21 protein-coding genes, 1 tRNA gene and 3 pseudogenes are annotated in these 23,131 nt (G+C 68.0%); 9 read left to right on the top strand and 16 right to left on the bottom strand.

The window, feature by feature from the left end; translation table 11 throughout:
- The first annotated feature begins 258 nt into the window (after positions 1-258).
- The gene (locus tag QSK26_RS24770) at positions 259-837 is read left to right on the top strand and encodes an RNA polymerase sigma factor (RefSeq protein ID WP_285777630.1); all 579 of its coding nucleotides are present in this window, start codon (positions 259-261) and stop codon (positions 835-837) included.
- A 2-nt stretch (positions 838-839) separates the two neighbouring features.
- Positions 840-1,916: an LCP family protein gene (locus QSK26_RS24765; protein WP_285777629.1), complete on the top strand. Its 1,077-nt coding sequence runs from the start codon at positions 840-842 to the stop codon at positions 1,914-1,916.
- Between the two features lie 54 nt (positions 1,917-1,970).
- Here QSK26_RS24765 and QSK26_RS24760 read toward each other — a convergent pair whose 3' ends face one another.
- Entirely contained in the window at positions 1,971-2,648 is a 678-nt protein-coding gene (locus QSK26_RS24760; protein WP_285777628.1) for an SDR family NAD(P)-dependent oxidoreductase, read from the bottom strand.
- 458 nt (positions 2,649-3,106) lie between these two features.
- On the opposite strand from QSK26_RS24760, the gene QSK26_RS24755 reads away from it, so the two are divergent.
- Positions 3,107-3,403 (top strand): hypothetical protein, encoded by a 297-nt coding sequence (locus tag QSK26_RS24755; RefSeq protein ID WP_285777627.1) that lies wholly within the window; start codon positions 3,107-3,109, stop codon positions 3,401-3,403.
- An 89-nt stretch (positions 3,404-3,492) separates the two neighbouring features.
- Here the strand turns inward: QSK26_RS24755 and QSK26_RS24750 are convergent.
- From QSK26_RS24750 to QSK26_RS24730, 5 genes and pseudogenes are all read right to left on the bottom strand, one after another.
- Positions 3,493-3,930, bottom strand: a pseudogene (locus QSK26_RS24750) (IS30 family transposase); the annotation flags it as partial.
- Between the two features lie 420 nt (positions 3,931-4,350).
- Entirely contained in the window at positions 4,351-4,977 is a 627-nt protein-coding gene (locus QSK26_RS24745; protein WP_285777626.1) for a LysE family translocator, read from the bottom strand.
- Positions 4,977-6,617, bottom strand: coding sequence for a B12-binding domain-containing radical SAM protein (locus tag QSK26_RS24740; protein WP_285777625.1), 1,641 nt, complete (start codon positions 6,615-6,617; stop codon positions 4,977-4,979). The genes QSK26_RS24745 and QSK26_RS24740 overlap by 1 nt, the downstream gene beginning before the upstream one ends.
- 276 nt (positions 6,618-6,893) lie before the next feature.
- Positions 6,894-7,166 (bottom strand): annotated as a pseudogene (locus tag QSK26_RS24735) (creatininase family protein); the annotation flags it as partial.
- Between the two features lie 269 nt (positions 7,167-7,435).
- On the bottom strand, positions 7,436-8,068 hold the full coding sequence (locus QSK26_RS24730; protein WP_285777624.1) for a CPBP family intramembrane glutamic endopeptidase: 633 nt from the start codon (positions 8,066-8,068) through the stop codon (positions 7,436-7,438).
- A gap of 357 nt (positions 8,069-8,425) precedes the next feature.
- Between QSK26_RS24730 and QSK26_RS24725 the strand changes: the two genes are divergently transcribed.
- A complete protein-coding gene (locus tag QSK26_RS24725) occupies positions 8,426-8,953 on the top strand; it encodes a helix-turn-helix domain-containing protein (protein WP_285777623.1) in 528 nt (175 codons plus the stop codon).
- A 1-nt stretch (position 8,954) separates the two neighbouring features.
- On the opposite strand, the gene QSK26_RS24720 is transcribed toward QSK26_RS24725, so the two are convergent.
- On the bottom strand, positions 8,955-9,887 hold the full coding sequence (locus QSK26_RS24720; protein ID WP_285777622.1) for a hypothetical protein: 933 nt from the start codon (positions 9,885-9,887) through the stop codon (positions 8,955-8,957).
- 86 nt (positions 9,888-9,973) lie between these two features.
- Complete coding sequence (locus QSK26_RS24715; RefSeq protein ID WP_285777621.1) at positions 9,974-10,852, bottom strand: helix-turn-helix domain-containing protein; 879 nt, start codon at positions 10,850-10,852, stop codon at positions 9,974-9,976.
- A 271-nt stretch (positions 10,853-11,123) separates the two neighbouring features.
- Between QSK26_RS24715 and QSK26_RS24710 the strand changes: the two are divergent.
- Positions 11,124-11,516, top strand: a pseudogene (locus QSK26_RS24710) (hypothetical protein); the annotation flags it as partial.
- Here the strand turns inward: QSK26_RS24710 and QSK26_RS24705 are convergent.
- Positions 11,493-12,347, bottom strand: coding sequence for a TetR/AcrR family transcriptional regulator (locus tag QSK26_RS24705; RefSeq protein WP_285777620.1), 855 nt, complete (start codon positions 12,345-12,347; stop codon positions 11,493-11,495). The pseudogene QSK26_RS24710 and the gene QSK26_RS24705 sit on opposite strands and share 24 nt — an antisense overlap.
- A 106-nt stretch (positions 12,348-12,453) precedes the next feature.
- Here QSK26_RS24705 and QSK26_RS24700 point away from each other — a divergent pair, with 106 nt between their 5' ends.
- Positions 12,454-13,113 (top strand): hypothetical protein, encoded by a 660-nt coding sequence (locus QSK26_RS24700; RefSeq protein ID WP_285777619.1) that lies wholly within the window; start codon positions 12,454-12,456, stop codon positions 13,111-13,113.
- Positions 13,114-13,233: 120 nt separating this feature from the next.
- On the opposite strand, the gene QSK26_RS24695 is transcribed toward QSK26_RS24700, so the two are convergent.
- Positions 13,234-14,349, bottom strand: coding sequence for a histidinol-phosphate transaminase (locus QSK26_RS24695; RefSeq protein ID WP_285777618.1), 1,116 nt, complete (start codon positions 14,347-14,349; stop codon positions 13,234-13,236).
- A gap of 307 nt (positions 14,350-14,656) precedes the next feature.
- On the opposite strand from QSK26_RS24695, the gene QSK26_RS24690 reads away from it, so the two are divergent.
- Both QSK26_RS24690 and QSK26_RS24685 read left to right on the top strand, forming a co-directional pair.
- Positions 14,657-15,295, top strand: a complete 639-nt coding sequence (locus QSK26_RS24690; RefSeq protein ID WP_285777617.1) for a site-specific integrase — start codon at positions 14,657-14,659, stop codon at positions 15,293-15,295.
- Positions 15,296-15,595: 300 nt separating this feature from the next.
- Positions 15,596-16,360: a transposase family protein gene (locus QSK26_RS24685; RefSeq protein WP_285777616.1), complete on the top strand. Its 765-nt coding sequence runs from the start codon at positions 15,596-15,598 to the stop codon at positions 16,358-16,360.
- A gap of 226 nt (positions 16,361-16,586) precedes the next feature.
- On the opposite strand, the gene QSK26_RS24680 is transcribed toward QSK26_RS24685, so the two are convergent.
- The 4 genes from QSK26_RS24680 to QSK26_RS41870 all read right to left on the bottom strand — a co-directional run bounded on the left by QSK26_RS24680 (position 16,587) and on the right by QSK26_RS41870 (position 20,294).
- A complete protein-coding gene (locus QSK26_RS24680; RefSeq protein WP_285777615.1) occupies positions 16,587-16,976 on the bottom strand; it encodes a type II toxin-antitoxin system VapC family toxin in 390 nt (129 codons plus the stop codon).
- Positions 16,973-17,218: a hypothetical protein gene (locus QSK26_RS24675; RefSeq protein WP_020547380.1), complete on the bottom strand. Its 246-nt coding sequence runs from the start codon at positions 17,216-17,218 to the stop codon at positions 16,973-16,975. Before QSK26_RS24675 ends, QSK26_RS24680 begins: the two co-directional genes overlap by 4 nt.
- Before the next feature lie 107 nt (positions 17,219-17,325).
- Entirely contained in the window at positions 17,326-19,983 is a 2,658-nt protein-coding gene (locus QSK26_RS24670) for a TOTE conflict system archaeo-eukaryotic primase domain-containing protein (RefSeq protein WP_285777614.1), read from the bottom strand.
- A 26-nt stretch (positions 19,984-20,009) separates the two neighbouring features.
- The gene (locus tag QSK26_RS41870) at positions 20,010-20,294 is read right to left on the bottom strand and encodes a tyrosine-type recombinase/integrase (RefSeq protein WP_352244384.1); all 285 of its coding nucleotides are present in this window, start codon (positions 20,292-20,294) and stop codon (positions 20,010-20,012) included.
- Here QSK26_RS41870 and QSK26_RS24665 point away from each other — a divergent pair.
- Positions 20,220-21,056 carry an NsdA family TPR-like regulatory protein gene (locus tag QSK26_RS24665; protein ID WP_502888744.1) on the top strand — a complete coding sequence of 279 codons (837 nt, stop codon included), beginning with the start codon at positions 20,220-20,222 and terminating at the stop codon, positions 21,054-21,056. The genes QSK26_RS41870 and QSK26_RS24665 overlap by 75 nt on opposite strands.
- A gap of 361 nt (positions 21,057-21,417) precedes the next feature.
- Here the strand turns inward: QSK26_RS24665 and QSK26_RS24660 are convergent.
- Positions 21,418-21,489: transfer RNA gene (locus tag QSK26_RS24660), tRNA-Lys, on the bottom strand.
- Positions 21,490-21,865: 376 nt separating this feature from the next.
- Positions 21,866-22,972 carry a class V lanthionine synthetase subunit LxmK gene (gene lxmK / locus QSK26_RS24655; RefSeq protein WP_285777612.1) on the bottom strand — a complete coding sequence of 369 codons (1,107 nt, stop codon included), beginning with the start codon at positions 22,970-22,972 and terminating at the stop codon, positions 21,866-21,868.
- Between the last annotated feature and the right edge of the window lie 159 nt (positions 22,973-23,131).

Genomic DNA, 23,131 nt, shown 5'->3' with positions numbered 1-23,131 from the left:
GGGCGGCGGCGACTCGCATCAGATCAACGTGCAACCGTCTGGTCAGGACGATCTCGGTTGGCATACAAGAAGCTAAACACCGGCCGTCAAAAACGGCAATACCTACCGTAAAACGGGATTTTTCGCCGCATGCCCCTCAGGTTGTCAGGCGGGGAACACGGGCCCGCGTCCCCCGCGTGAACTCCGGACGGGAGGAGTGGAGAGACATCGCTGTCATGTCCCCGAGGGTTAGGCCGGCGCGATGCCATGGTGTTGTTCATGATCCCCCTTGCGACTCCGAGCCTGGACTCCGAGCTCATCGCCGAGTCCAGGGCTCGGCCCGACGCGTTCGCGGGGCTGTTCGACCGCTATTCGGGGATGCTCTACCGCTATGTCTCCCGGCGACTCGGTCCCGAGGTCGCCGAGGACCTGGTGGGGGAGACGTTCCTGGTCGCCTTCCGGCGCAGGGACCGTTACGACCTCGCCCGCCCTGACGCCCGTCCCTGGCTGTTCGGCATCGTCAGCAACCTCGTCGCCCGGCACCACCGGACCGAGGCCGCCCGCTATCGGGCGCTGACCCGCAGTCCGGTGGACGGCGTGGCCGAGTCGCCCGCGGAACGGGTGGCCGAGGGAGTGAGCGCGACGGCCGTCCGTCCGCTGCTGGCGTCCGCGCTCGCGCTCCTGTCGAAGGGCGACCGCGACGTGCTGCTGCTCATCGCCTGGGCGGACCTTTCGTACGACGAGGTGGCGCAGGCACTCGGGATACCCGTCGGCACGGTCCGCTCACGCCTGAACCGGGCGCGCCGCAAGGTACGCGAGGCGCTCGGTGACACCCATCCGCTGCGGGACGAGGAGTAGGCATGGACGACCTCACGACCATCCGCGATTTCGGTCGCGACCTTGAGCACGAACCGCCCGCCGGACTGGCCCGCCAGCGGCGGCGCCTGCTGGAGGAGACGAGCGGACGCGGACGGCGGGCGAGCCCGGGACCGTCCGGCCGGTGGCGCCGGGTGACCGGCCGGACGGGCTGGATCGCGCTGGTGGCGGTCGCCGCGGTCACCACCGCGCTCGTCGTGATCCCCAACGTGCTCCTGCGCGGCGCGACCACCATCGGGAGCACGGTGTCCCCGGCCTGGGACCGCCCGCCCAAGAACAACGAAGCCCTCAACGTGCTGGTGCTGGGCACCGACTACCGGCCGCCGCCCAAGGGAGGGGCGCCGTTCGTCCAGGGCGAGCGCAGCGATCTGATGATGCTCGTGCACCTGCCCGCCGACCGGAAGCGGGCGATGGTCGTCAGCCTGCCCCGGGACTCCATGGTCCAGATCCCGGAGTGCCGGTCGTCGGACGGCCGGACCGTCGCCGCCCACCTCGGCCTGATCAACCAGGCGTATTCCGTCGGTGGGCTGAACTGTGCCTGGAAGACCGTCGAGGCGCTGACGGGCGTACGTGTCGACCACGCCCTCGCCATCCGCTACAGCGGCCTGGAGAAGGTGGTCGACGCGCTCGGCGGCGTCGAGGTCAGGCTTCCACAGGCTGTGGACGAGCCCAAGTCCAAACTGAGGCTCCCCGCCGGCCGCTCTTCGGTGGACGGCGCCACCGCGGTCGCGTACGCGCGGGTACGGAACATCGGCGACGGCTCCGACATATCCCGAATCAAGCGGAATTCCATCCTCCTCCAGGCGATGCTGGCGAAGCTCTCCCGCGTCCAGGAGCCCGCCGCCCTGGTCTCCCTCGCCCAGGTCTTCCGCGAATCGGTCACCGCGGACGCGGCGCTCGACCCGGACACGTTGCTCGGCCTGGCCCTCGACATACAGCAGGCCGACACCCAGGTCTCGTACCTGACCGTGCCCTGGCAGCCCTTCGACCCCGAACCGAACCGGATCGAGTGGAAGCAGCCCGAGGCCGCCCAGCTGTTCGCGCGGCTGGCGGGGAACTGAGCCACCCGGCCGGGCGCGGCTCCGGACCGCTCTTCTCCGGCGGCCGTGTGCGGGTCAGCGGGGCGACGGCAGGACGGACAGTTCCGAGGTGTAGGCGTCGGCGGGGGCGCTCAGCACCCAGACGATCATCGCGGCGAGCGTCTGCGGCCGGATGCACAGCTCGGGATCGTGCGGGCGGCCGAAGGCGCTCCTGACCTCGCCCAGCAGGTCGGTCGCCGTCGGGCCGGGATAGACCGTGGTGACGCGTACTCCGGAGGCCGCCTCTTCCTCGCGTAGCGAATCGGCCAGCTCGCGCAGCGCCGCCTTGCTGCCGGCGAAGGCCGACCAACGGGGGACCCCGGTCGTTCCCGGCGCGGCGTTGACGAAGACCACGTGCCCGTGAGAGCGGCGCAGGGCGGGAATCGTCAGCCGGGTCAGCTCGGCGGCGGAGGCCACGTTCACCGCCCAGGTCCGCTGCCACGTCTCGATCCCGGCGTCGGCGACGGCCGCGACGGGGGAGATCGCCGCACAGTGCACCAGCGCCCGCAGATCCTCCAACTCCCCCGCGTCCTGCAACGCCCCCACCGCCCCGGCCAACGTCCCCGGCTCGGCGAGATCCACCTCGACCCCCCGCACGTCCAGCCGCTCGACACCACGCCCCACGGCGGTCACCCGATACCCGGCCTCCACCAGCGCCCCGACCAGCGCCACCCCGATCCCCCCGGTGGCCCCGGTCACCAGCACATGCCCCATGACGACTCCCATCCTCGGCAGTTGATCATCGTACGTACCGTGACGAGCGGAGGGAATCGCCCCGCCCGCCCGAGGTGGACGAGGACGGACTCGCACCGTTCCGTGCAGTTCCGGTGGCGGCGTCGGCCCGCTCTCGATTGAGTGATCACTCAGGGTGAGATCCCTCGACAAAGAGCGCTGTCAGCGATCGTCTTCAGTCGGCCGCGATGGACTGGATGGCCGGGACGACAGCCCGACTCCACGTCGGTCGTGAACGTGCGGTACCGCCCCACCACACCAGCGGGGGCGCATTCCAGGAGTCGTCGCAACACTGTGACCGGTTGCTGGCAGAGGGAAGCTTAGCGGTCCTGTACGGCAGTCGCCGCCGGGCGCACTCCGGCTTTGCGTGTACGACTTGTTCTCCCGCTCGGGGGAAACAGGTCGCACACGCAAGGTAGTGGATCTATAACTCAGGGTAGTTGATCCTCGGATTGTTCAACTCCCCCTTGGAGGCGTACATGCGTCCCGCCCGCCGAGCCCTCGCCCTGGCCCTGAGCACCGCCGCCGCAGGCGCCGTGCTCGCCCTCACCCCCACAGCCGCCCACGCCGACCCGTACCTGCGCACCGACTACACACACAGCTATTGGGCGACCTGCCAGGCATGGGGTCAGAGCCACATGCTCAGCGGCCAGTACATCGACTACCAGTGCAGGCTGGACTCGGGCACCCCAGGATGGGACGCCATATACCGCCTGTACCTTCACCCGAGGTACTAATCACGCAAGTGATCCAGCCCGGCCCTTCGAGCCATTCGCCAACAGTGTCTCCCCCAGCGAAAGCCAAGCGGGGCATCGAAACCCGGTGATCAAGCATTCGCTGTGAGCAGCGCAGCCAGACGCTCGGCTGGGGTTTCCCAGTCGAGCGTCTTTCGTGGTCTGGCATTAGGTTCGGCGGCGACGGCGGCGAGATCTCGGCGGGTGTGGACGGACAGGTCGGTGCCTTTGGGGAAATACTGCCGGAGCAGACCGTTCGTGTTCTCATTCGAGCCGCGCTGCCAGGGGCTGGCCGGGTCGCAGAAGTAGACGGGCATGTCGGCGGCGACGGAGAACTCGTGGAGGCGGCCCATCTCCCTGCCCTGGGCCCAGGTCAGGGATCGCTTGAGATGGGCCGGTAACGTCGCGATGGTGTCCAGGAGAGCGTCGCGCATGCGCTCGGCGCTGCGGTCGATGGGCAGGTGGACGAGCATCACGTAGCGGGTGGTTAGTTCGACCAGGGTGCCGATGGCCGATGCCTGGTTCTTGCCGCCGATCTTGCTGGGCTTGGGTCGGGGCCGGCGGCCGTCGGCGCGGGCCTGGGCGGCGTGCGGCCGGTACTGGCCGTTGGTGGGATGGCGGTTGCGGCGGACCTCCCGGCTGATGGTCGAGGGCGCACGGCCCAGCTCGCGCGCGATCTCCCGGATCGACGCCTTCTTCCGCACCCGGTCAGCGATGTAGATCCGCTCGACGTTGCGCCCTGTGGAGTGCCGCCGATGCCCGCAGAGCCGGCTCGATCGATCCCTGGATGCCGCGACGGCGGCACTTCACGCGGCGACAGGTCCCCGTCCGCGTGCTGTCTCACGTCGACGCCCCGACCCGAGGGGGTTCCGGGCCGGGCCTGGCTCTTACCCCGGCCGACGCGCAGGGGGAAGGCGCGGCGGCCGGGAGTTCGACGGGCGGTCCGAGGTTCAGGCTTCGCCGTAGAGGAAGGTCCGGGCCAAGGACCATGCGGCGAAGCCGAAGAAGACCAGAGCCACGACTCGGCTGATCGTCGGAGCCGCCCGCCTGTACGTGTCGCGTACGATCTCCAGGCCCGACAGCCAGGACAGCAGGGTCCCTGAGGCGAGGCTGCCGAGCAGGGCCGCCGCGAGGAAGAGGGGAACCGTGGAGATCGTCAGCAGTTCCACCCGATCACCGAGTACCGCGGTGAAGATCGCGAGGGTGACCGGGTAGCTCTTGGGGTTGGTCATGCCGAAGCCGGCGCCCCGCAGGATCGCGCGACGGCCGTTGAGTGTCCCGGCCGTCTGGGGAGCGTGCGCGGATGCGAGCACCCGGACCCCCAGGTAGATCAGATACAGGGCGCTGACCGCCGTCAGCGCGGTGAAGAACACCGGCGAGACGAGCTGCACCCACCGCAACGCCACCAGCGCCAGCGCGGCCCAGAGGAGGTCGCCGGCCAGATGCCCCAGAACGAAGACGAAACTGGAGCGGCGGCCGCCACTGGCTCCCAGGTGCAGCACCATCAGGACCCCCGGCCCGGGGGTCAGGACGACGAGAGCGCAGGACAGGGCAGTGGCGGCCAGGAGCGAGAGCACTAGAACGATCCGAGCGTGGCTTGGGTGATGCGGCCCGACCCGGTGACGGTGCCACACCTTTCGGCATAGGACCGGATCGTGTGGGTGGCGTCGATGAGTTCGTCCCAGGTCGCGTGGCTGAAGATCTTGCACCAGTCCTTGGAGACCTCATCGAAGTCGACCATGTCGGTCGAGCCGTATTTGGACGGCATGAGGTCGAGAAGCTTCTCGTCGAGGATCTCGAATCCCCTCTCCTGCGCCACCTGCCGGGCGCGGTCCGGGTTCATCATCCACTTGCCGGTCAGCGCGCCGAAGTCCGGATAGAGCGGCTGGGCCTCCAGGGAGGCCATCATCTCGTTGTCGATCAGCCACCGACCGAATCGGACCGTGTTCTCCAGGCTCTCCAGAGTCTCACCCGGGCCGCCCAGGACCAGGGAACCATGGATCAGGATGCCGGCCTCTTTGAACAGGCGGCAGGCCCGCTGGTTGTTCTCCAGGCTGTCGCGTGGCCCCTTGAGAAACTTGAGCATCTGGGTGTCGCCGGACTCCAGGCCCATGTTCACGCGGTAGACGCCGAGCTTCTGATACATCTCGACCAGCCGGGGGGTGGTCTCCGCGGCCTGCGTGTACACGAAGAACTTCGGCTCGCCGATGTCGTCCGGCTTCGCCTCGACCACGGCCTTCACCCAGCGCGGTGAACTGCTCATGCTGTCGAACGCCTCGTAGAAGATCGAGGCCGAGATCTGCTCCTGCGCGGTGCGCACGTCGTTCCAGAACATCTCGGGGGAGGAGAAGCGCAGACTCAGATCCATGATGCCGCAGAAATGGCACGGCGACTTCACACGTGCGCAACCGCGCGCGCGGTTCATCGTGGTGACGCCCGTGACCTCCTCGTCATGGAACCCGCCGTAGCGGTTCAGGTAGTTGTCCAGGTACCGGTTCCAGTTGGCGTCCGGCATCAACGTCCGGTCGGGCACGGGAATGGCGTCCAGGACCATGCTCTGGAACGCGCCCCCGCCGCCCCGTATCTGGTCAGGGGGGATCTCCGGCAGGCGATTGTGGCCGATTCCGTCAGGCGTGCGGTACAGGAGCTCCGGCACGGAATCGATCGGGCGCTCCCCGTCCAGGGCGCTCACCAGGGCCGAGAGGGCGAACTCGCCGACGTCCGCGGCGCACACGTAGTCGACGCCCTCGCGGTGCTTCAGGATCCGCTCGCCCATGGCTGTCGCCTGGTCGTTGCCGAAGACCGTGACCGCGCCGACATCCTTCCCCAGTTCGGCCAGGCGGAGAGCGTTTCCATAGGACGTGGCCAGGACGCCCACACCGAGGACGTCCGGGTCGAAGTCCGCGATCAACCGTTCGATCTCCTCCATCGGCGTGATCTGCCCGTCGATGGCGATCACGTCCACATCTGGATGGTCCCGCCGGAGCACCGTCGCCAGCGAGACGACACCCAGAGCTGGGAACGTGCCGTCGTTGGCGATCGAGGAGACATCCGCATCGCTGCCGGCATTGACGAGCAGGACACTCCGCACCTTCATAGATCGAGTTCCTCTCCGAGGGATGAACCGTTTCCCGGCCGACCTACGGGCACACGTGCCGGCCATCAAGGGCATGGGGATCTCTTTCTCACTGTCACCCACACTCGTGGATAGGCTCAATCACCCAGACTGAGCGAGTTGACTATCGTCATGCACGGTTGACAAGAGCCGGACTCGACGTGTAACCAGGACCCCGGCGCCATGTTTCGGCGATCCCGGGTGGGGCGTTGTACTTCGCCGCAACGGAGGAGCATCGGCCGTCCACTGCTATCGAAGCTCTCCCCTGTCACATGGAGCTTGGCCCCTTGATACCCATGAGATCAATTCGGCAACTTGGCGATCTGGTCCCATCACCGGCAGTCCTGACCTGCACTCAGCGTTCGGTGAGCAGGTTCATCACGTGAGCGAAGCCGCCGTGAGGGAGTCGAGGACGGCCTTGCCCTTTTCGGCGGTTGCCAGGGACGGGCGGCCGATGACGCCGCTCTTGGTGTAGGCGTGCATGCCTTCGGTCAACAGGCGTCGCCGGTCGTCGGCGATGTGGTCGGCGCCTTCGTGGCCGGGGCGGATCACTTCCGGGCAGGCGTGCGGCAGGATGGAGGTTTCGATCTCTCCGGCATGCATGTCCTCGTGCATGGAACTGGACAGGTGCGCGGCGCTCCGGGCCTCTTGCCAGTCCTCGCGGGTGGGGAAGAGTTCAGGGACAGACCCCGGTGCGCCGCGACTCGCTCACCACGTGCAGCCCGAGGCCGGCCACGGACTCGTCGGCCAGGCCGCCGAAGCGAACACCAGGCAGCAGGCCCCGGGAACACCCAGCCCTTGACGCCGCACACCGAGGGCTACGACTTCGCGGTGCTGTCGCCCCGGCATGTCGCCCTGTGGGGCGTCACCCCGGCGAGCGGAGCCGGGGCGAGATCACGCAGTGTGACCGCCACCTCCCGTCATGACACGGCGGGACGCTCCGAGGGTTGCACCGGGCTCTTGGCAGTGGGAACGCCCTGCCCGGCGACCAGCGCGGCGGCGACGACCTGCACGGCCAGGATGAGCGCCTGCGTCAGCGGCGAGCTCACGCCCAGGATCGCCATGGTCGCGTTGACGCCGAAGTGGACCGCGATCGCCGCCACGACGCCGGCGCGTTCGTAGGCGTAACCGGTGAGCAACGCCATCGGGAAGACGGTGAGGGAGAACAGCAGGCCGCTCCAGCTGAACAGGCCGAACTCGTTCTGGACGGTGCCGGTGATGAAGAACAGGGGCAGATGCCAGACCGCCCAGACCGCTCCCAGCATCAAACCGGCCTGGACCTTGCCGAGCGAGGCGCGCAGACGCGGATAGGCCGTGCCGCGCCAGCCGGGCTCCTCGGCCAGCGGGCCGGCGACCAGCATGCTGACCACGAACGGCGCGAGCCCGCCCATGGTGGCGATCAGGTCCTGGCCCGCCGTCAGGTCCAGCTCGGGGCCGCCCAGAAGCGGGGCGAGCAGCACACCGGCCAGCACGGTCGCCGGAGCCACCCCCAGCAGCAGCGGCACCCAGAACAGGTGCGCGCCGAACCGGAGCCGCACCGTGTGGGCGGGCACGGGTTCACCGCGGCGGGCCCGGTCGTCCGATATTCGCCGGGGGTGGCGCCGACGCCGCGTCGGTCATAGCGCAGGGACGCGATCCCGCGCTCGGCGAGGGCGGCGGCCAGCGGCGGTCCGAGGCCCATGCTGAGCCGCCGGGTGTTGGCGTCGCGGTCGAGCCGCCCGGACGCGTGTAACAGCAGGACCGCCGGGTGTGGGCCACGGCCCGGAGGCAGGGTCAGCGTGCCGGCCAGTGGGAGGCCGTCGGCCGCGACGGCCGTCATGGCGACATCCGGCATGTCCGCTCACCATCTCTCTCACCTTTGGCGTTGTTCTCAATATTGAGAACATTATCGTATGTGAGAGAATGAGCTCATGGCAACCGCGGACCTTCTCCTGCACCCCGTCCGGATGCGCATCCTGCAAGCCCTGTTCGACGCCGATCCGCTGACCACCAACCAACTTCGGGACCGCCTGCCCGACATCGCGCCGGCGACGATGTACCGCCACATCGCCCTGCTGGCCGACGCCGGGGTGCTGGAGGTGGTGGGCGAGACCCGCGTACGCGGCATCGTCGTCCGCAGTTACCGGGTACGCGGCGAGCAGGCGGTGATCGACCCGGCGGCGCGGGCGGCCATGACGCGGGAGGACCATCAGCGGGCCTTCACCACGTTCGTCGTCTCGTTGCTGGCCGACTTCGAGCGCTACCTCGGGCGGGAGGGCGCCGACCCCCTCTCGGACGGCGTCGTCTACCGGCAGGCGGCGGTCTGCCTGACCGACGACGAGTTCATGGAGATGATCGGCGAGATCGAGCGGGCGGTCGTCACCCGCACCGGTGACGACGAGGCCAACGGGCGAACACGTCGCGTCGTCAGCCTCGTCGCCCTGCCCGACCGGGCCTGACTCACCTGCGAGGCAGGGTGGAGATCGTCAGGTTGGGGTCGGTGGCGGTCAGGTAGGCGGCGCTGAGCACGTAGACGGTCCGGCCGCGTACCGCCACCGAGGTGGGGTTCTGCAACCCATCGGTGAGCAACGTCGCGGCCCGGCCCTTCGCGTCGATCCGCACCACCTTGTTCGGCGCGTTGAGCGTCGCGATGACCTGGTCGTCCCGGACTCCCGCGAAGGCGATGTCGTCGATCCCGGCCAGGCCGGTGGCCTTGACCTGGACGGGCCCGGGACGGCCCCGCGTGATCGGGATCCGGAGCAGGGTGCCGCGGTCGAGGTTGGTGGCCCAGATCGCGCCGTGCCGGACCTTGATGCCGTTGGCGCCGAGGAATCCGGCGGCGGCGAGCTCCGGCGCCGACGACCAGACCTTGACGTCGCCGCCCTTCAGGGGAACCGCCGAGATGGTGCCGAGGGCCGAGTCGGTGAGATAAAAAGTCTTCGCCGTCTCGTCGTAGGCCAGGCCGTTGGGCAGGCCGGTGGCCGGGAGCGCGGCGATGCGCCGCGGCTCATACCCGGGGCGGAGGCGGTAGAGACCGGTGGTCGCGGGGTCGCCGCTGGCGTACAGGAAATAGAGCGTGCCGTCGTCGGTGCGGACGACGCCGGTGGTAAGGGCGAACCCCAGAGCCGGTACGGCGGCGCCGCCCTCGGCCGGCGCGGGAAGGGTCGCCAGGATCCTGATCGTGCCCTTCGGGCTGATCGCGGCGACCTGCCTGGCGGCGGCGAAGGTGACGTACGCCGTGCCGTCCGGGGCGACGGCGATGTTCTCCGGTTGCTGGCCCTTCGCCAGGTCGAAGTGCACCGCGATCCGGGAGGGTGTCGCCGCGTCGGCCGGGGCCGCGGCCATCAGGCCGATCCCGGTGGCGAGGGCGAAGGCCAGCAGTCTGTTACGCATGTCCGTCCTGTCTGAATGAGGGACTGTCCGAATGAGGGCGTGCGGCATTGGGCGCTCCGGTCGGAGCGCCTCGGGGATGTGCGGGTTCAGCCGGTCGGCTGGGTACGCCGGGCCCGTCCGGCGAGCACGCTGTGGACGAGCAGGGTCATCGCGGCGCGGGAAGGTGACCCGGGTTCGGTGGTGGCGACCACGACCGCCTGGTCGTCGGCCGTCCGCAGGGTCTGCTGGGCCACCCACATGGTGCCCACCAGCGGGTGGCGCATCTCGTACACGGTGTCACCGCCCGCCTTGACCCGGTGGTCGGCCCACATCGTGGCGAACTCCGGGCTCTTGACCGTCAGCTCCCCGAGCAGCGCGGCCAGCAGGGGGTCGTCCGGGTGATGCCCGGAGGCCGACCGCAGGGTCGCGACCACGCCACGGGCCTTGGCGGGCCAGTCGGCGTACAGGTCACGGGTGTGCGCGTCCAGGAACACCAGGCGGGCCATGTTGGGGCGCTGCCGGGGGGTGTCCGGGCCGTCCGGGGCCAGGTGACCGGCGTACAGGGCGTGGCCCGATGTGTTCCACGCCAGCACGTCGGCCCGCCGCCCGAGCACCAGCACGGGCACGTCGCCGAGCGTGTCGACGAGCTGACGCGTCGCCTGGCCCACCCGTTCGGGCGCGGGCCGGCGGCCGGTGACCCGGCGGCGGTCACCGGACGCCAGGGCGTGCAGGTGCCGGCGTTCCGCGTCGTCCAGGCGCAGCGCCCCGGCCAGCGCGTCGAGCACCTCGGGTGAGGCGTTGGACGCCTGCCCCTGCTCCAGCCGTGCGTAGTACGAGGAGCTCACTCCGGCGAGCATCGCCAGTTCCTCCCTGCGCAGCCCGGGAACCCGGCGCCGATCACCATACGTGGCCACCCCCACGTCCTCGGGTCGTAGCTGGGAGCGCCTCGTCTGGAGGAACTCCCCGAGCCGTCGTCTCGTGTTCACGCCTCAAAGTATTCGCGCCGGTTCCCCGGCCCAGCCACACCCTGGCGGGGATTGGAACAGCCTCAGCCGACATGGACGACCGGGTGACGTTACGGCCTGGCGCAGGACCTCGCGGGCGGCGGCGGGATGTCACCGCCGCCGAAGACCAGGTAGGGCGAGGAACCGGCGGATTTCGGTGGCGGAGATCGCGATCATGGGGTGGGAGAGGTCGGCATGCGGCGCCCCCTGTGCTCATTGGGGGAACTGACACGGTTCCGTTGATCTGACGTGGATGAGTGTGACAGCGAGTTCCTCGTCGACGCGGAGCCAGCCACCGACGGCGAGGCGTCGAATACGGCTCATCAGGGCCTCCATGCCGGCCTTGAAGGCGGCCGACGTCTCTTTCGTGGGCTCGCTGTACATCGGCGAGCTGTTCGGACGCACGGGGGACAAGCTGGCCGACGCCCCGGAGTTCGACGACCTGTACGCCGCGGCCGAGCGCCTCCAGGTGCCGCTGCACTTCCATCCCCAGACTCCGGTCCCCGAGGTTCTCAAGGCGTACTACTCGGGCTTCGACGACGGAGTCGGGCTGGCGCGCAGTACCGGGATGGGGCTCGCGACGGCGGGCCTGGGCTGGTACTACGACCTGGGCGTCCAGTATCTACGGATGATCTTCTCCGGCGTTTTCGACCGGCACCCCGGATTGCAGGTGATCGCAGGACACTGGGGCGGGGTCGTACCGCGCGTGGCCGTCCCGGTCGAGCTCGGCCAGTCCGGCCAGGATGCGGTCCAGGCCGAACTGGAAATCCTCAGCGGTGTAGCCGATTGAGCCGGTACTGGCCTGGTCGCCGAAAAGACGACAGAACATGGGAAAGCGATCCGGTGTCATGACCCTCCCGAGAAAGCGGAAGTAGTCGCCCGCCGCGGCGTCGCCAGCGTCGGCGATCACCGGATCCAGAGTAAGACGGGCCTGCTCGCGGACGTACCCGGAGATCAGGGTGACGGCGCGGAGCTGGTCGTGGGAGCTGAGGGTGGTCCGGGATAGCGCCCTGAGCATGTGCTCGCCCCACAACAGTTCGTTCGGCATGCTCGGCGGGCCGGAGGTGGGCACCTGCAGGACCCACGGATGCCGCCGGTAGAGGTCGTAGATCTGCCAGGCGATGCCGGCCAGGGACTCCCGCCAGCGTCCGGGGTCTGGTGGCCGCAGGTCGGGGGGTGGCGCGGCGGCGGCGTCGCGCATCACCACCATCAGGTCCTCCTTGGAGCGGACGTGCCGGTACAGCGAGGTCGTCGCGGAGCCGAGAGTGGAGGCGACGCGAGCCAGCGATACCGCGGTGAGTCCTTCGCTGTCGGCGAGGTCGATCGCGGCCGTGACGATCCGTTCCAGGGTGAGACCCGGTCGCGGACCGGGCTTGGGCCCGTCGGCCGCGTGGTTGCGGATGTGGACTGCGTCGCTGGAGGCGCGCCAGGCCAGTTCGATGCCCGCCGGCGTGCGTGTCCTGTGCTGCTCGCCCATCGGGGCCTTTCCTCGTGCTGCCATGCCTTACCGGCAAGTCTATAGTGGCGTATGTGTTTCGCCACTATGGCGAATCATCTGCGCCACTAAGTAGACGGAGAGGGACATGAAAAAGAGGGCATCGGTCGCGTCGGTGGGGATCTGGGCAGGCGGTGGGTTCGCCGCCCTGACTCTGGTCTACCTGGTGACTCTCACGGTGATGATGGCGCGAGGGCTGCCGTTTCCGCCCCAGGAGCCCTTCACGACCACCTTCCACGCGATCATGATGCTCGGCGTCGTGGTCATGGTGCCGCTGTGGTGCGCCATCCATCTCGCCACCCCGGCGGACAAGCAGGTGTTCACGCTCATCTCCCTGGCGTTTGTCGTCATGCTGGCCGTGGTCGTCTGCGCCAACCGGTTCGTGGCGCTGACGATGGTCAGGCAGAGCCCCGGCCTGGGCCGGACGGCGGGCCTGGAGTGGTTCGAGCCCTACGGCTGGCCGTCGCTGACGTTCGCCTTAGAGGTGCTCGGCTGGGGGGTGTTCTTCTCCCTCGCCTGCCTCTTCCTGGCCCCGGCCTTCCGCGTCCACGGGCTCGAACGCGCCATCGCCGTGACCTTCGCGATCGTGGGCGTCCTCAGCCTGGGCGGCACACTCGGGCTCTTCGTCAACTCCACCGGACTCCTGGGCGTGATCGCACCGCTGGCATGGGGGCTGGGGCCCGCCGCCGCCGCCGTCCTGGTCACGGTCTGGCTGCGAACCCGGGCATATGATGCGGGCGCGGCGTAGGCGGACGGGCATGGCCGGCCGCGCACCCCGTCGACTCGCGGCAGCGCACGTCTCTGGGACGATACCGGCTCGGTGTCCCCGCGGCCCCGCCACAACGGAGGGCGGGTTCTGTAGGACGCCTCAGAGCAGGTCCTCCAGCGCGGCTCGGAAGGCCGTCATCTCCCCGGCGGTCCCTATGGTCACCCGCAGCCAGCCGGGTGGTCCGACCTCACGGATCAGTACACCGCGCCGGAGCAGCCCCTCCCACACCGCGTGCCGGTCAGGCAGGTGGCCGAACAGCAGAAAGTTGGCATCGGAGTCGACGACCCGCAGCCCTCTGCCGCGCAACCACGCCGCGGTCGTCTCACGCTCGGCGCGCACGGCCTCGACCGTGCGCAGCACTTCGTCTCGGTGCGCGAGCGCGACCCGCGCCGCGGTCTGCGTGAGCGTCGACAGGTGGTAGGGCAGGCGGATCAGTTCCAGCGCCTCGATGACTAGGGGATGTGCGGCGAGGTAGCCCAGCCGGGCACCTGCCAGGCCGAACGCCTTGGAGAGCGTCCGGGTGACGATCAGCCGCGGATGCGCGGCCAGCAGCGACAGCGCCGACGGCGTGCCGGCGCGCGCGAACTCGAAGTACGCCTCGTCCACAATCACCATGCCGGGCGCCGCCACGATCAGTTTCTCGATCACATCGGGGGTCAGCACGTCCCCGGTCGGGTTGTTGGGTGAGGTCAGGAAGACGACGTCGGGCCGGTGCTCCCCGATCGCTGCCACCGCCTTGCCCGGGTCGAGGCCGAAGTCATCCTCACGCGCGCAGGCGATCCACCTGGTGGCCGAGCCGATGGCGATGTTCGCATGCACGGCGTAGGAGGGTTCGAAGCCCATCGCCGACCGGCCGGGGCCGCCGAACGCCTGCAGGATCTGCTGGATCACCTCGTTGGACCCGTTGGCCGCCCAGACCTGCTCCGCGACCAGCCCATGGCCGAGGTAGGCGGCCAGATCGGTCCGTAGCGCGGTGGCGCCGCGATCGGGGTAGCGGTTCAGCTCGCCCATGCTCGTCCGGATCGCCGCCGTCATGGCTTCGACCAGGTCGGACGACGGTGAACTGGGACTCTCGTTGGTGTTGAGCCGCACCGGCACGTCGAGCTGCGGCGCGCCGTACGGACTCCAGCCGCGCAGATCGGCACGCAGCGGCAGGTCGGTCAGAGACAACCCGTCGGCCGGCTTCCCCCGGTCCTCGTGCAGGTATGCGGTCACATGAGTCTCCCCGATTGTGGTGAATGGAGATCACTGTGATCGCCCACGTCTATGAGCAGACGGCGGCACGGTGAACAGCAGCTCCGCGCTCCCGTGAACACTGGGGTTGAGTCGCTGCCCAAATAAGAAATAACCCCTGAGTTCCCGACCACCTCCGTGTCCCTGGATGGTGCGGTCGCGGCCTGGGAGCTGGGAGTTTCCCCCTTCTCCGATTCGATCGCGGTGAGCTGATATAGCTTCACGCTTTGTGAAGCTCTGTCGATGTGGCCGAGCTTCTTGCCGACCGGGTTAAGGCGAGGAGCCGAAGTTGGGCCTGGCAGTGGTGAAGGATCTTCGGGTGGCGCGTGCTCCGGCCACGGCGGATGATCCGCATCCCGCCCTCCGAAGAGGTGACCAGGCTGTTCACCGGATGGCGGCAGGAGCTGACGACCTGCCGGAAGTTCGCACCGGCCGCACGGAACTACACGGCCTGCCAGCTGATGGCGACGTCGGGCTGCGGGTGAACGAGGTATGCAAGCTCGACTCGCCAGACGTGAAATGGGGGCTGGGCCGGTTCGGCAAGCTTCACGTGCGCCTGGGCAAAGGCGCCCGTGGCTCCGGGCCTCGGGAGCGGATGGTCCCGCTCATCAACAATGCGGGCGCCACATTGCGCTGGTTCGTCGAGGACGTGTGGGGCCAGTTCGGTGACGACCACACCCGCCCAGGCGTTCCGCTGCTACTTCCCGAACGGAAGAGCGCCGACGGTACGATCTGCCGGGTGGGCGACGAGACGCTCCGCTCCGCGCTCGCCAGAGCCGCTGCCACGCACCTACCGGACTGGCCGGACATCGTCACTCCGCATGTCCTTCGGCACTTCTGCGCTTCGCAGCTCTATGCCTCCGGGATGGACCTGATCGCGATCCAGGAACTCCTCGGCCATGCCTGGATCTCCACCACCATGAGATAAGTGCACGTCGCCGGCTCCCACGTCGAAGACGCTTGGATCGCAGGTCAACAGCGCGCCGCCACCCGTCTGAAGGGACTCACAAGGTGAGGTGGAACCTCCGCCTGCGTCCGCCAGCCGCGGCATCTGGAAGGCCAGCGAGCTCCAACGGATGCTCGCCGAGCATGGCCTGAAGATCAGTGAACCCTTTTCATCCTGGCGTGGTAGGTCACAGGCCTGTTGCGGGCAGCGTGGCGTGGCCCGGGATTAAAGAAGCCCCTGGAAGATGCACGTCGACCAAGATCGTGCGTTCCAGGAGCTTCCGTGCTGTTCTACCGCGCTGCGCTGCCGTTGTCACCTCGGACCTTGAACTATCTGGCGGGAGTCATACGTCGTCACCGCAAAGCGATCAGCTCACCGTGGCGCAGGCTCAACCCCGGGCAGCAAGCATTGCTCGTAGTGGTTCACCTGTGCAAAGGCGAGACGTTCGCCGAACTCGCAGCGGGGTTCGAAGTCGGCCTCACCACCGCCTGGCGCTACGTCCGCGAGACCGTCGCCCTGCTCGCCCGGCGCTCTGCCACCCTCGATCAGGCGTTACGCAGGGCCAAGCAGACGGGATACGCCTTCGTGGTCTCGGACGGCACGCTCATCCCGATCGATCGCGTGGCGGCCGACCGGCCGTACTACTCGGGCAAGAACAAGAAACACGGCATGAACGTCCAAGTCATCGCCGCCCCGGACGGAACACCTCTGTGGACGTCGGGTTCCCTGCCCGGCTCGGTCCATGACCTGAAGGCGGCCCGCATCTGGGGCATCATCCGCCGATTGGAGACCACCGGGTTGATCACCCTGGCCGACAAGGGCTACGCCGGTGCGGGCCGGCGGGTGCTGGTGCCTTACAAGGGCAGGAAGAAGCCGGCCTCGCAGAAAACCGCCAACTCCGCCCACGCCAAGCTCCGCGGCCCCGGCGAGCGAGCGAATGCCGTACTGAAGACCTGGCGCATCTTGCGAAAGCTACGCTGCTGCCCTCTTCGTGCAGGTCAGATCGTCAAAGCGATCCTCGTCCTCCAGACTCACGAAGCTGGATGAAAAACGCTCAGTGGCGTCAACTGCACCCGTAGTTCAACCGAGTCGCCCAATTCGGCTCATTGGTTTACGCACCTTTGTGATTCTAATGGAGTCAAGCAGGCGCTTCACATGGCAGCGCTTGGCGGGTGCTCGTACAAGGGGGCGTGGACGAATCACCTGAGACTTTGATCTGCGGCGAAAAGGAGTTCCGTCATTCAAGCTCGATTCTTAGAATGCCGGACGTCCGTCAGGGCTGTGCGGAAGTGATGTCGGTGTGTGGGAAGTCCTCGCCTTTGAAGAGCAGGGGCTGGTCGAGGTCTTTGGCGAGGGCGTAGGCGAAGCAGTCGCCCATGTTGAGCTTGGCCTTGGAATTGTTGCCCTTGCCGTAGGTCTGGTACGCCTGGCGTGCGATCCTGGCCTGATGGGGTGTTACCGGCTCGATGATGAGCCCCATCTCATCAACGAGCGTGTCGAAGGCGTTGCGCATGGCCTCGCCACGGTTGTCCGCCACAATGGCCGCTTCGACGTAGTTGACGGCCGAGATGCGACACACGTTTGCGGCGATGGTGTGAGCGAATGGGATGGCCTCTGGCTCACCGTTGATGACGGCAATGATAGCGCTGGAGTCGATGATCACGCGGGAAGACCGGTGTCCGGGTCGTACAGATCTTCAACGGACAGTCGGTCTCGACCGAGGTGGGTCCGCATGCCGGCAGCAACGCTCAAAATGCGTTCGGCCCTGCCGGCGGCTTCGGAGCGGCGTTCCAGCGCATCCAGGCGGCGTTCGAGCACTTGAGCGGCGTGCTGGGTTTCCTCGGCCAGCCGGATGACCCGGCGGGCGAGGTCATGGATGGGCTCGTGTTCGAGGTCCACGCTCACCGTCGCTCGACTCCCTCCGTCGCGGTGCCTGAGTTGTACCTCCAGCGTAACTGGTGGCCGAGCTTCACTCTGGCCGATGGCCGCATCCTTCTGCGGTTTCCGCAGAGTCAGGGATTCTCCCCGGGCGTGATATCGGCGGCGGCATGCCAGGCTTCCCAGATCTCAGGGCGGAGTCTGCCGCGGTCGGCGACCGGGAGTCCATGTTCACGAGCCCACGCGCGCACCTGCGATGCGGTCGGCTGCTGGTCGCTTGACCGTGTGATCTCTGCTGGTGTCCTTGGCGAGGAAGGGCGCGGGGGAGCGTCGGTGGCTGGTGGGTGCTCATTTGAGCCGGACGTTGTGGTGGTGAAGCCAAGGCGGGTGAGGGTGCGGCGCCGCTTGCCGTACATGCGTTCCAACTGTGGGACTTGTGCGTCCAGATAGTCGTGGACTTCGACGTCGTGCTTGGTGGCGGCTTCTCGCATGATCCGGCCCACGTGCTGGATCACTTTTCCTTTGAACGAGATCGGCATCGCGAGGAACAGGGCGTCCAGCCGGGGCAGATCGAATCCCTCGCCTGCGACCTTATCGATGGCCAGGAGCACCAGCGGGCCTGCCCCGGCATCGGCAAGGCGGGTGCGGACGCGGTCGCGTTCTGGGGCGCTGAGCTGCCCGTGCAGGAGCGTCGCGGCCACGCCGTTGTCCTCCAGGGCCGCGGCCAGGCATTGGAGGTGTTCCACTCGATTGGTCAAGAGGAGGCTGTTCCTGCCCCGGCTCGCCGCGTCCGCGACGTCAGCGGCGATCTGGGCGGTCCGGGTCTCGTCTGCGGCCAGTTCGCCATAGATCGCTTGGAAGGAGGCGCCGTCGTTTCCGATCTCCTCGGTGCTGAAGCCGGTCGCGTGAACAATGAGTCGCTGGGCGAACGACACCTCAGAGGTGATCTCATGGCGGATCGGTCCGCACTGCATGGTGATGAGCGCGTCCATCTGGTCGGCCCGGTATGGCGTCGCCGAGAGCCCGATCCAGCGCTTCACGGCTACCTGACGGATGGCGGCCTCGGCGGCCGGAGCACCGACCGCGTGACATTCGTCGACGATGACCATGCCGTACGCGTCCAGTAGCGATGGGTCGGCGTCGCGGTGGGCAACGGACTGCAGCATGATGACATCGACGACTCCGTGCCGCTTGTCGTTGCCCCTGCCCTTGGCGCCCACCTTCGCTCCGTCAAGGTCGAGGAACGTCGTCAGCCGTTCTTTCCATTGGTCGAGCAGTTCGGCGCGGTTCACGATGATCGCCGTCGGTGCTTGGTGCCGGGCGATCAGTGCACAGGCCATCACGGTCTTGCCCGCGCCGGGCGGCGCCATCAGGACTCCCGTGAGGTGCTTGGCCATCGCGGTGACCGCTTCGGTCTGTACGTTTGTCAGCTCACCGGTGAAACGCACCGCGATCGGGTCATGGTCCGGCACCGTGGTGGTGATCTCCATGGCGCCGCCCGCTGCCGCAATCAGATGTTCCGCTTGCTCCGCCAGCCCTCGTGGGAGTCGTAGCCAGTCGGGGTCGCTGTCGTCGAAGCAGCGTACGAAGCGCGGGGTAGCGAAAGTGGAGTACCGCATCGACTGCCGCCGGTAGAACTCCGGGTTGTGAAAGGCAGCCAGGTGTTTGAGAGCGGCGATCAGCGGCGTGGGCAGGCTGTCGGTCGAAATCGCCAGCATGGCGCCGAGCCGCGCGTGCACCTGTTGAGGGGCGACACCCAGCGCGTCCCTGCGCGGTTTGGCCGGCAGCCTGCCCGACGTCGACGGTCCGGCGTCGATCTGGCCGAACCGCTTCACCAGTGCATCCACCTCGACCGGGCGTAGCCGGCGCACACCGGACAGGAACACGAACTGGTCCTCATACGGCTGCCAGGTTCGTGGGTCGCAGAACAGCGTTGTGCCCTGCTCCCGACTGCTGCCGTGCAACGGCAGCGCGATCAGATTCCCGAACCGGAACCGAGCCGCCGCCTTGACCGGCAGCGAATCCTGCGCTGGAAACAGCCGGTCATAGCTGGCCAGCGACATCGTGCCTCGCCGGTCGATCGCCTCCCGCAACAGTCCCATGCCGATGGCGCGTGCCGACGCAGCCAGGACGGGCTCGGTGAAGAACATCCACACGTGGGCACCGGCTCCGGATCGGGAAATCTCCGCCGCCGTATGGATGCCCGCTCGCGTGCAGGCTTCCGCGTAGGCGGCGGCGTCGCCCTGCCAGCCCGCGCCGTCGAAATCGCACGCCAGCAACTGGCAGGTGTCGTCGGGCAGCATCGGATACAGCCCAACATGGGAGTCACGCCCGTCGGTGGTTCGGCTCAGGTGCGCGATGAGAACCTCATCCGTCAGCGGCAGGAACTCCCGCTCGGCGTCGTCCCGTTTACGCCAGAACTCCTTCTCCGCGGGGCTCCACCCGTGCCTGCCGGTTTTGCGGCTGAAGAAGCGGGTCGCATACACATCGCGACGGCCGACGAACAACGCCTTGAACAAGGCGAGCTTCTCAGACGAAGGAGACGACGCGTTCGCATACGGCAAGCTGTCCTGCGGCGGGTTGACGCAGGCAGCGGAGGTCCGATCAGGGTCGGCGGCGTCGTGCTCGCGCGAAGCCGAGGCTGGCTGGCGGAGAAGGTGCTTGAGCCGGTCGTTCTCCTCACGCAACTCTGCGATCTCGACCAAGGCGGCGTCCAACCGCATTCGTAGCTCGACCGGGTCGTCCCATTCGGCCCACAAGTCCACGGACCCATCCTGCGCGATTTCCGCCATGCAACCAGGCAGACACGATTCGTAACCTACGGCGAGGCTTCCTCATCGTGTTCTGGATCGCTGAACAGGAATCCTGCTGCCTTGATGACGGGATGAACGGAGTTGAGGATGAGCGCTCGTTGGGCGGGGGTGTGCTGACCGGAATATCCCGCGGTTGTCTGGTAGGACTCGTGTCCGGCGATGAGTTGCATGACTCCTGGTGCGACGCCGCCGTCGCGGAGCATGGTGATCATGGTGTGTCGGAGTGCGTGCGGAGTGATGTGCTTGGCCAAGCCGCGTTGGCGAGCGCGTTCGAGGGCGGGCTGCAGCACGTTGTTGCGTTGGTTGGCGTAATCGATGTAGCCGCCTGCGCAGCCCTGAAAGAGAGGGTGACCAGCATTCTTGCCGGTTGCTTCGGCAAGGCGCTACAACTGTCCAAAGCCGCCGATGACCCCATGACCGCTACCTGGGTGCTGGCCACGCTCGCACAACAGGCCTGCGATCTTGGGCACGGCCGCTGGGCCATCCGCATGGCCCACGCTGCCATCGACGCAGCCCGCAGCGCCGACGCCCCGCCCCGCGCCATAGCCGAATTACTGGTACGCCAGGCCCGCGCCAACGCCGTCACCGTCCACAACGCTGGAGCCCATGACGCGCACACCCGGCGCCAGGTCACCGAACTACTCGCCCAAGCCGATGCCGCCTTCGCCAAAGGCACCAGCGACCGAGACCCCGCCTGGAGCGCCGAGTTCGGCGAAGCCGAACTCGCTGCCGAAGCTGGCTACTGCTGGCGACGCGTCGGTGAACCCCAGCGAGCAGCCCTTTACGCCGAACAGGCCCTCCGCGGCTTCGGAACCGCCTACGCCCGCTCGACCCAGTTCAACCAGATCCACGCCGCCGAAGCCTACCTCGACCAAGGCGAACTCGAACACGCGCTCGCCTACGCACGTGCTGCCGTCCCAGCAGCCAAAACACTCACATCAACCCGCGCCATAGGCCACGTACGGGCCTTCGCCACCCAAATCCACCCCCACCGCACCACCCGCCAGGTCAAAGAGTTCAACGACTACCTGACCACCGAACTGGCCGGCTGACCCAGCATCGTTCTGCTTGGCCGCGGAGCAAGCGAGACCATCACGCTCCGTAAATGACCACGGAACCCGAGGGATACCACCGACGAGCGAGATTTAACGTCGGCCTGACGGGCTACACATCCTTCTCGGGCGTGTCGCCCGTCCGAGGTATCCCGTCCCGACCTTCTCTTGATCTTCTATAAGGTCTGGCTCGACATTCGGCCCCGGCGCCCCCGAGATGGGCACGACAACGCCCAACTAAACGATCTTCCATGTGCCCGACCCGTGCCCAAGAGCAGCCGACGAGCGACCAAACGAGATCATCTGCTTGCCGCGAGCCGACCTCAGGCGAGAAAGCGCAGGTCAGATGGGGTGTGATGGGTGGGGCGCCAGGGGCTCGAACCCTGAACCTACAGATTAAAAGTCTGCAGCTCTACCATTGAGCTAACGCCCCTTGAGTGAAGGGTACAGAGCGTACCCCGTCCTCGGCGAGGGAGTTCCCGTCGTGTAGGTAATCTACCGCACCACCGGGGACGGGCCGGGATGTCGGGATCGCGTTGTGATCTGTTGGGTTGTGCGGCCTGGGCGGCTATGCGGGGTGGCGGGGCAAGGTGCTCGGAAGGCGGCACGGGGGCTGATGGCGCGCGTGTCGCGACCGGTCGAGCCGGCCGGCCCGCTGGCGTTGCCGTACGTGATGAAGGATGGCCGTACGTGACGTGACATCGGGGACGGTGCTGCGCGCGTGGACCCCTTGGGCGTTCGGCAGGGGTCCGGGCGGGGGCGGTGGAGGCGTTCTGGGGCCGGCGGGGCTCGGGTGTGTGTGGTGTGGGTCAGGCGGGGGTTGGGTGGGGGGTGGTGAGGCCGAGGGTTTCGGTGAAGTGGCTGGGGGTGAGGAGGGCGGTGCGGCCGATGCCGGCGGCGGCGAGGTCGACCGGGCGGAGGCGGGTCTGGGTGCCGGCGGAGGCGAGGAGCCGGTCGAGGAGGTGCCAGCCGGCGAAGGCGGTGGCGCGTTCGGGGAGGGTGGCGTCCACGGGGACGCCGCTGTCGAGGTAGCCCTGCCAGAACGCCGCGATCAGCGGGCGTACCGCGGCGATCTCGGCGCTGCCGCGTTCCACGATGAGGTCGTGCGAGAGCGTGGTGCCGGCGCCGTAGTACCGGTCGGTCTCGGAGTTGACCTTGCGGATCGCGTGGTGCAGCCACTCGCCGGCGAAGGCCCCCACATCTCTGGCCGGGTCCGCCATCCGGAACTCCTCCCAGTCCAGGACATAAAGATCGGTGCCGTCGAGCAGGAACTGGTCGAGGCGGAGATCGCTGTGCGAGGGGCGGTGCTCGGCGTCGCGCTCCTCCCGGAGGCGCAGCTCGGCCAGCGCGTCGGCGAGCGGACGGTCTCGCTGGAGGAGTCCCCAGTAGCGGAGTTCGGCGATGCGCGCGGAGGAGAACATCGACAGCGGGATGGCCTGCAGCGCCCAGGTCGGCGGCAGCGGGTGCGGGGAGGTGTCGGCGGCGGCGGGGAGCCGGTGCAGGGCGCCGATGCTCCGGCCTGCCTCGCGGGCCGTCTCGGGGGTGAACTCGCCGTCGGCGGCCATCGTGTTGCCCGCGCGCGCGTCCTCCAGCCACTCGAAGACCACGAGCCGGCTCTCCTCGTCGGCGCCGAGCAGTCGCGGGCTGCGCAGGCCGCCGTCCGGCCGGGAGGCGAGTACGGCCTGCAGGTCCAGCACCCGGTGGAACCGGAGAATCGATTCCGCGCGATCCCCGTCCAGGCGTTTCACGAAAACCCGGGAACCGTTGTCCGTGCGACCGGCCCAGTTGTTGTTCCGGCCGGCGAAGGTGCTGGTCTCGGCCGGGGCGAGAGTTCCGAGGCCCAGCCGCTCCAGCAACGCGTTGACTTCGGGCGCCTCCGCAAGTGGGAGCGCCTCGAGCTTCTCTTTTCGCAGCATAATCGAGGACGTTAGGCAGAACTCCTGACGACATCAACGCCCTTGACACCTAACGGCCCCTGCGCGGCGCCAAACTGCCACGGCCTTGCGGCGGCGCCTCCCGGCGGGCAATCATTGAATTGTCCGGAACGACGGGCAACAAAAAACAAAAGAAAAACA

The organism is Microtetraspora sp. NBRC 13810 (assembly GCF_030268685.1).
Classification (GTDB): Bacteria; Actinomycetota; Actinomycetes; order Streptosporangiales; family Streptosporangiaceae; genus BSRQ01.
The sequence above is the reverse complement of the archived record's forward strand: the minus strand, read 5'-3'. Positions and strand labels throughout refer to the sequence as shown.

Excerpts from the sequence above, each read along its gene's own strand:
- QSK26_RS24770 (WP_285777630.1), top strand. The coding sequence starts at position 259 with ATGATCCCCCTTGCGACTCCGAGCCTGGACTCCGAGCTCATCGCCGAG.
- QSK26_RS24765 (WP_285777629.1), top strand. The coding sequence starts at position 840 with ATGGACGACCTCACGACCATCCGCGATTTCGGTCGCGACCTTGAGCAC.
- QSK26_RS24760 (WP_285777628.1), bottom strand. The coding sequence starts at position 2,648 with ATGGGGCATGTGCTGGTGACCGGGGCCACCGGGGGGATCGGGGTGGCG.
- QSK26_RS24725 (WP_285777623.1), top strand. The coding sequence starts at position 8,426 with ATGGCAACCGCGGACCTTCTCCTGCACCCCGTCCGGATGCGCATCCTG.
- QSK26_RS24720 (WP_285777622.1), bottom strand. The coding sequence starts at position 9,887 with ATGCGTAACAGACTGCTGGCCTTCGCCCTCGCCACCGGGATCGGCCTG.
- QSK26_RS24705 (WP_285777620.1), bottom strand. The coding sequence starts at position 12,347 with ATGGGCGAGCAGCACAGGACACGCACGCCGGCGGGCATCGAACTGGCC.
- QSK26_RS24700 (WP_285777619.1), top strand. The coding sequence starts at position 12,454 with ATGAAAAAGAGGGCATCGGTCGCGTCGGTGGGGATCTGGGCAGGCGGT.
- QSK26_RS24670 (WP_285777614.1), bottom strand. The coding sequence starts at position 19,983 with ATGGCGGAAATCGCGCAGGATGGGTCCGTGGACTTGTGGGCCGAATGG.
- lxmK (WP_285777612.1), bottom strand. The coding sequence starts at position 22,972 with ATGCTGCGAAAAGAGAAGCTCGAGGCGCTCCCACTTGCGGAGGCGCCC.